Raw genomic sequence first — 6,749 nt, 5'->3', positions numbered from 1 at the left:
CTTCCGCATCCCGTTCAACATTCAGGACCCCGCGATGCTGGAGCAAATCGCGGAGGTCCATCTGTACGTTTCGTCCGATCGCGGCCTCTCGTGGGAGTATGCCGGCAACATCGCTCACGATTCGCTCGCCCGAGGCCATCCGGACCGGTAATCTCGACCGCCTCCGCTCCCTCGCCGAGAAATACGACGCCATCGTCCGCAAGTTCCGCGGCCAATGAACCCGAGGGCACCGATCTTCGTCTCGACGGCGCTCCTCGTCGAGACGAAGATCGGGCTGAGGAAGAACCTCCCGAGTGCTTTAGGCGAGAATAACGAAGCGCTCGGCTAGGGTGGCCCCGCGCGGATGATCTCAAAGACCGCAGCGAGGATGAGCCGGCGCTCCCTCCCTTTGTCGAAGTTGAATACCACCTCGCTGGGGCCGTATCATCGGAAGTCGATCGCGTCGGCAACTCGTCGCCATCGCCCCGCAGCCAAGAAGCATTCGAGGGAGCCAGTCATGAGGCACTTCATCGCCGCCGTAGGGACCATGATGATCGCGGCGGCCGCTGGCGTCGGCTGTAACCAGCCGGCCGACACGCCGCCGGTCGATGGGACGGTCACGGTCAGTTCCGAGGACTACGGTCTCTACTGCAATGAGCACGGGGCGCCGGAGAAGTTCTGCACCCTCTGCCACCCTGAGCTGGCGGAGACGCTCCTGCTCTGCCCCGAGCACGGGAACATCCCGGAGGACCTTTGCACCCTCTGCCACCCCGAGGTCGAGCAGCAATACGACCTGGTGATGTGCCCCGAGGGGCACGGGCTGCCGGAACACTTCTGCGTCGAATGCGGCAAGGTGCCGGTGCCCGACCAGGAGCCCGCCGCCTGAGGGCGGGCGAGACGATGGGCCGCGCAGTCGCTGCTGCAGCTTCGCTCACGCCCACGGTGCGGCGCGCCTGCCGGATTCGGTCCGGATCGTGTGGCCCTTTGATCTGCCATCGCCAAGGGTGTCGAGCCACCGGCCGGGCGAGGCCGAGGCGGCCGGGCTGCCCGGCCCCGTCGTTTACGCCCCGGCCGGTGCCGGCTCGTGCAACTCCTTGAGCCTGTGTTCATGGTCGCCCCGACGGGCGAGGCGGTCGGACTCGGGGCCCTTCCCGAAAAGCAGGTAGAGCACCGGCAGGGCGAGCATTGTCAGCAGCGTGTCACTGACGACGCCGAAGACGACCACCGTTGCCAGCGGACGCTGCACCTCGGCCCCGATCCCGGTCGAGAGCATCATCGGCACGAACCCCAGCGCCGCCACCGTACTGGTCATCAACACCGGACGCAATCGCGCCTCGCGGGCCTGCTCGATCGCCTCCCGCTTGGGAACACCCTGGGCCATGCGGTCGCGGATGGAACTGACCAGGACCAGGCCGTCGAGCATTGCGATCCCGGCGAGAGCCACGAAGCCGATGCCCGCCGAGATCGTGAACGGCAAGTCCATGACCCAAAGCCCCAGCACGCCGCCGACCCGCGCGAACAGCACGCCGGTGAAGATCATCAGGGCGTCTCGCACCGAGCCGAACGACAGGTAGAGCAGGCTGAGGATCAGCCCCAGCGCCAGCGGGACGACGAGGTAAAGCCGCCGCTCGGCCCGGATCAGGTTCTCGTACTGGCCGCCGTACTCGACCGAGTAGCCGGGGGGTAGCTCGACCTTCTGGGTGATCCGATCGCGGGCCTCGTCGACGAAGGAGCCGAGGTCGCGGCCCCGGATGTTCGCCTGCACGATGATCCGCCGCATGCCCCACTCGCGGTTGATCGTCGAGGGGCCCTCGACCTCCTCCAGCCGGGCCAGTTGTGTCAGCGGAAGCCGCTGGCCGGAGGCGGTGGGGATCAGGATGCGGTCCAGCGCCGCCGGATCGTCGCGGTACTTCTCGGGCAGGCGGATCGCCAGCGGGAAGCGGCGGTCGGGCTCCAGCACCTCGCCGACCTGCAGACCGCCGGTCGCCCGGACCGCGTCGAGCACCTGCTCGGCCGAGACGCCGTGCCGCGCCAGCGCCTCGCGGTCGACCTCGACGCGGAGCACCGGCAGGCCGGTGACCTGCTCGGTCGTCACGTCGGCGGCCCCGGGGACCTGCTCCACCACCTCCTGGATTGCGGCGGCCTTCGCTTTGAGCACCTCCAGGTCGGGGCCAAAGAGCTTCACTCCGAGGTCGGCGCGGATGCCGGCGATCATCTCGTTGATCCGCATCTCGATGGGCTGGACGTAGATGGCGCGCATCCCGGGCAAGACCTCGGTCACCCGAGCCATCCGGGCGACCAGCTGTTCCTGCGTCTCGGCCCGCTTCCATTGCTCGCGGGGTGTGAGGGTGATGAAGACGTCGCTCACCTCCAGGCCCATCGGGTCGGTGGCGACCTCGGCCGTCCCGGTGCGGCTCCAGATGTCCTCGATCTCGTCGGGGAACTCCTCCTTCAAAATCCGCTCGATGTGCGAGCCGTAGCGGAGCGACTCGTCCAGGTCAACGCCCGCCAGGCGGACCGTGTTGATGACGACCGACCCCTCGTAGAGCCGGGGGACGAACTCCGAGCCCAGGCCCAGGCCCAGGATTGTCGCCCCCACGGTCACCGATCCGACAAAGACGAGCGTCAGCATCGGGTGGTTCAGCGCCCGGCGCAGCACCGGCTGGAACAGCCAGTGGGCCAGCCGGTCGACGATCGTCTTTTTCTCGCGAGCACGCCTCGACAGGCCGAGCGAGGCGAGTACCGGCATCAGCGTGAGCGACAGCACCAGCGACCCGAGCAGCGCAAAGATCACCGTCAGGGCCATCGGCCGGAACAGCTTCCCCTCGGTCCCCTGCAACGTGAGGATCGGAAGATACACAATCATGATGATCAACTCGCCGAACATCGTCGGCCGGCGGACCTCGACGGCGGCGTCTCGGATGACCTCCAGCTTGCTCCGGCCCGATCGGTCGTGCCCGAGGCGTCGGACGCAGTTCTCGACCATGACCACCGAGCTGTCCACCACCAGGCCGAAGTCGATGGCCCCGAGCGACAGGAGGCTGCCGGCGATGCCCACCTTCTGCATCATCGTCACGGCGAAGAGCATCGACAGCGGGATGGCCGACGCCACGATCAAGCCCGCGCGGATGTTGCCCAGGAAGGCGAACAGCACGGCGATGACCAGGATCGCCCCGTGGAAGAGGTTGTCGCGGACGGTGTGCAGGACCTGGTTCACCAGGTCGGTCCGCCGGTAAAGCACCTCGACCTCAACGCCCGGCGGCAGGGCTTGCTCGACCTCGGCCATTGCCGCGTCAAGGGCGTGGGTCACCTCGCGGGAGTTCTCCCCCATACGCATGAAGGCCAGGCCGAGCACCGTCTCGCCCTCGCCCCCGGCAGTGACGCCGCCCCGGCGGATGACGTGGCCGATGCCGACCTCGCCGAGATCCTTGACCCGGACCGGCACGCCGTCCTCGGCCGCGACGACGACCTCGGCGATCTGCTCGACGGTCGTCGTTCGCCCCACGCCCTGCACCAGGCTCGCCTGGCCAGAGCGGACGACGTAGCCGCCGCCGGCGTTCTGATTGTTCGAGCGCAAGGCAGTGATCACGTCATTGAGCGTCAGGCTGTACTTGGCCAGCAGGTCCGGGTCGGCCCGAACCTCGAACTGCTTGACGAAGCCGCCCCAGGCGTTGACCTCGGCCACGCCCGGCACCCGGCGCAGGCGAGGGCGGATGACCCAGTCCTGGAGCGTCCGCAGCTCGGTCAGGTTGATCTCGGGATCGTTGCTCCGCAGGACGTAGTGGTAGATCTCGCCCAGACCGGTGGCGACGGGGCCCATCGTCGGCCGGGCGATCCCCTCGGGCAGCTCGACCTCGCCGAGCCGCTCGTTCACCTGCTGGCGGGCGAAGTAGATGTCTGTGGCATCGGTGAAGATCGCCACCACCTGCGAGAAGCCGAACTTCGAGACCGAACGCACCTCCTTCAAGCCTTTCAGGCCGCCGAGGGCGTACTCGACCGGGAACGTGATCAAGCGCTCGACCTCCTCCGGCGACAGCTCCGGGGCGGTCGTGTTGATCTGCACCTGCACGGGCGTCGTGTCGGGAAAGGCATCCAGCGGCAGCTCGAAGGCCGATCGCACGCCCACGAAGACGAGCAGGCCGGCCAGCAGCAGGATGACGAAGCGGTTCTTCAGGCTGAAATCGATCAGTGCGCTAAGCATGGGGGGGGCACCTCCGTCGGCGGGGCGATCATTCGCAGCAGCCGGCGCCGATGGCGCCCTTCATGATCTCGGTCTTGAGCAGGAATCCGGCGTCGGTGACCACCTCCTGGCCTGGCTCCAGGCCCCAGGCGACTTCGACGAACCCGGGGCGGTCGGTGGGCTCGATCACCACCCGCTGCGGGCGGAATCGTCCCCCGCCGAGCGGGAGGAAGACCAGGTCGGTCCCCTCGTGCCGCTGGAGGGCGTCTCGGGGGATGACCAGGGCGTCGTGCTCCGGCGCGACCTGAATTCTTGCCTGGCCGAAAAGGTTGGCGCGGAGCCGTCCGCTGGGATTCTCCAGCTCGGCCCGGACTCGGGTGGTCCGTGTCGTTTTGTCGACCTCCGAGCCGACCCAGGTCACGGTGCCGTTGGAGGAGGGGGCGTCGGCCGAGCGTCCGGCTCCGGCGGCATGGAAGGACACGCGCTGTCCGACCTCCACTCGGTCGATGTCTTGCTCGTAGACATCGATCCAGAGCCACATGGTCGCCTTGTCGGCGACGCCGAAAAGCTTGGTTGTCGGTTGGACCGCCTCGCCGAGGACAGCGTGCCGGAAGATGACCGAGCCGCCCAGCGGCGAGACAATCTCCAGCAGGCTGGAGGTGTCCTTCTCCGTCTCGATCCGCCGCAGGTCCTCTTCGTCGAAACCGAGGTTGCGGAGGGTCTGGGTGGCTTCCAGGGCGTTCGCCTCGGCCTGGTTCAGGACGGTCAATGCCTCCAGAACCTGCTTCGAGGCGACGGCGTTGCGCTGGGCCAGGGCCTGGGTGCGCTCGTATTCGACCCGGGCCAGCTCAAGGGCCGCCCGGGCCGAGATGAGCCGGGACTTGACGCCGCTGACCTCGGCCGAGTCGACCACGGCCAAAACGTCGCCGACGCTCACCACGTCACCCAGGTCGACCCGGATCTCGCGCAGGTAGCCGGTGACTCGGGGGTAAATTTCGGCGTGGCGGTTGCCGTTGTAGTCCGTCTCGGCGTTGGCCTCGGCGTGGTGGACGTGGCGTTCCGCGGTCACCGGGACCGTCTCCAAGCCGATCTTCCTGGCCAGGTCGGCGGTGGCAAACCTGACGACCGGCAGCGGCTGGCTGCAGACCCTGGCGCCAGCTTCGGCGTCATGTGCCTTCGGATCGCGCAGGCATTCGATGCAGAGGACCTCGGGGGTCTTGTGCGTCGCACACCAGCCGTCGTCGGGCAGGGCGGCCGAGGCGCCAGGGCCGTTGCCGCATTCGACGCAGAAGTGTTCCGGCAGCCCGTGCCCCTCGGGACACATCACCAGGTCGTATTGCTGCTCGACCTCGGGATGGCAGAGGGTGCAAAGGTCCTCCGGGATGTTCCCGTGCTCGGGGCAGAGCAGGAGCGTCTCCTCCAGCTCGGGGTGGCAGAGGGTGCAGAACTTCTCCGGCGCCCCGTGCTCCCGGCAATACAGGCCATAGTCGACCGCGCCGGCCGTCGCCGAGGCCGAGGCCCCGAAGCGGGCCCAGACGGGCAACCGCCCCGGGGCGATCCGTGCCCAGGGAGGGAGCCAATCGGGCCGGGCGATGGCCACGCCGACGCCGAGGAGGATCACCGCTGCCAGGACGGGCGCGGTGATGAGCAAGGTCCGCTTCATGGTTCGATCCCCGCGAGAAGAAAGGAGGTGTGCGGTCGGGCTTCCGCCGACGACTCCGGGGGCCGGCGCCGGGCGGATGGACGTGTTGACAGCACGAGGGCCCGGCCCGAGGAGGCCGAGACAGGACCGGATCGAACCGGCGCGCAACGGCACCTTGGGAGCCCGTCCGGTCAGGTGCGGGGGATCAGCAGCGGAAGTTCTGGAGCACGGCGCGCACGCGACCAGCGCCGACCTGGGAGGCCCAGCCGATCAGAGAACCGGATCGGGGCAGAGCGTCCAGGGGGAGGGAATGGAAGGGAGAATTGTCGAACGGCAGGCAGCCGAGGGAAGGTGAGAGGTTCTCGCGGTCACCGTCGTCGAACCGGGGACCGTCGGCCTGGACAGCCCCCTTGCAGAGGCAATCGTCGTCATCCCGCGGGAGGTCGTTCTCGTCTCCTGGGCAGCAATCCCGGTCGGAACCGCGATCAGGGACGCCCGAGTCGGTCCAGGCCCTGATGAAGTCCATGCTGCAAACCGGTGCCGAGGCCCCGCAGACGATGGGGCAGAGCACGAAGAGCGGGATCAGGATCAGGCTCGTGATCGGCCGCACCAGGTCCTCCCGAAGTAGGCGATTCTTCGACAAACAAAAATGATAACCGAATTTGGGTGCTGAGGCCAGGCTCGTCGCCTCCCTGGCGCAACCGCCCACACGTCGCGGGCCGTGAATCGCGGGCCGTTGATCGACCCGGCTTCCAGCCGACCCCCCGAGATCATCTCAAGCCGTGTAACCGGCCGCGACGATAAACCCGTTGAAACCGGACCTCGGGATGATCGACCGGCTTCCCTGCGCGGCGGTTTTGCCGGCGGGGGAAGCTACCGAGGACTCCAAAACGCAGACGAGCAAGATCCGAAACGGACTCCGCAAAGGCGCCGGCCAGGGAAGGCCAG

Annotated in this window: 4 protein-coding genes; 1 reads left to right on the top strand and 3 read right to left on the bottom strand. The window is 68.0% G+C overall.

Annotated elements, in window-relative coordinates; all coding sequences use genetic code 11:
- Positions 1–496: 496 nt before the first annotated feature.
- A complete protein-coding gene (locus tag GA615_RS27055) occupies positions 497–865 on the top strand; it encodes a hypothetical protein (RefSeq protein WP_152054471.1) in 369 nt (122 codons plus the stop codon).
- A gap of 174 nt (positions 866–1,039) precedes the next feature.
- Here GA615_RS27055 and GA615_RS27050 read toward each other — a convergent pair whose 3' ends face one another.
- The 3 genes from GA615_RS27050 to GA615_RS27040 all read right to left on the bottom strand — a co-directional run bounded on the left by GA615_RS27050 (position 1,040) and on the right by GA615_RS27040 (position 6,411).
- Positions 1,040–4,180: an efflux RND transporter permease subunit gene (locus GA615_RS27050; protein WP_152054470.1), complete on the bottom strand. Its 3,141-nt coding sequence runs from the start codon at positions 4,178–4,180 to the stop codon at positions 1,040–1,042.
- A 28-nt stretch (positions 4,181–4,208) separates the two neighbouring features.
- A complete protein-coding gene (locus GA615_RS27045) occupies positions 4,209–5,822 on the bottom strand; it encodes an efflux RND transporter periplasmic adaptor subunit (protein WP_152054469.1) in 1,614 nt (537 codons plus the stop codon).
- Positions 5,823–6,006: 184 nt separating this feature from the next.
- The gene (locus GA615_RS27040; RefSeq protein WP_152054468.1) at positions 6,007–6,411 is read right to left on the bottom strand and encodes a hypothetical protein; all 405 of its coding nucleotides are present in this window, start codon (positions 6,409–6,411) and stop codon (positions 6,007–6,009) included.
- Positions 6,412–6,749: the final 338 nt, after the last annotated feature.

The sequence above is a fragment of the Tautonia marina genome, assembly GCF_009177065.1.
GTDB classification, from domain to species: Bacteria; Planctomycetota; Planctomycetia; order Isosphaerales; family Isosphaeraceae; genus Tautonia; species Tautonia marina.
This window is presented reverse-complemented; position numbering and strand designations above follow the sequence as displayed.

What these genes read in the sequence shown, in the direction of transcription:
- GA615_RS27050 (WP_152054470.1), bottom strand. Translation starts at nt 4,180, where the DNA reads ATGCTTAGCGCACTGATCGATTTCAGCCTGAAGAACCGCTTCGTCATC.
- GA615_RS27055 (WP_152054471.1), top strand. Translation starts at nt 497, where the DNA reads ATGAGGCACTTCATCGCCGCCGTAGGGACCATGATGATCGCGGCGGCC.
- GA615_RS27045 (WP_152054469.1), bottom strand. Translation starts at nt 5,822, where the DNA reads ATGAAGCGGACCTTGCTCATCACCGCGCCCGTCCTGGCAGCGGTGATC.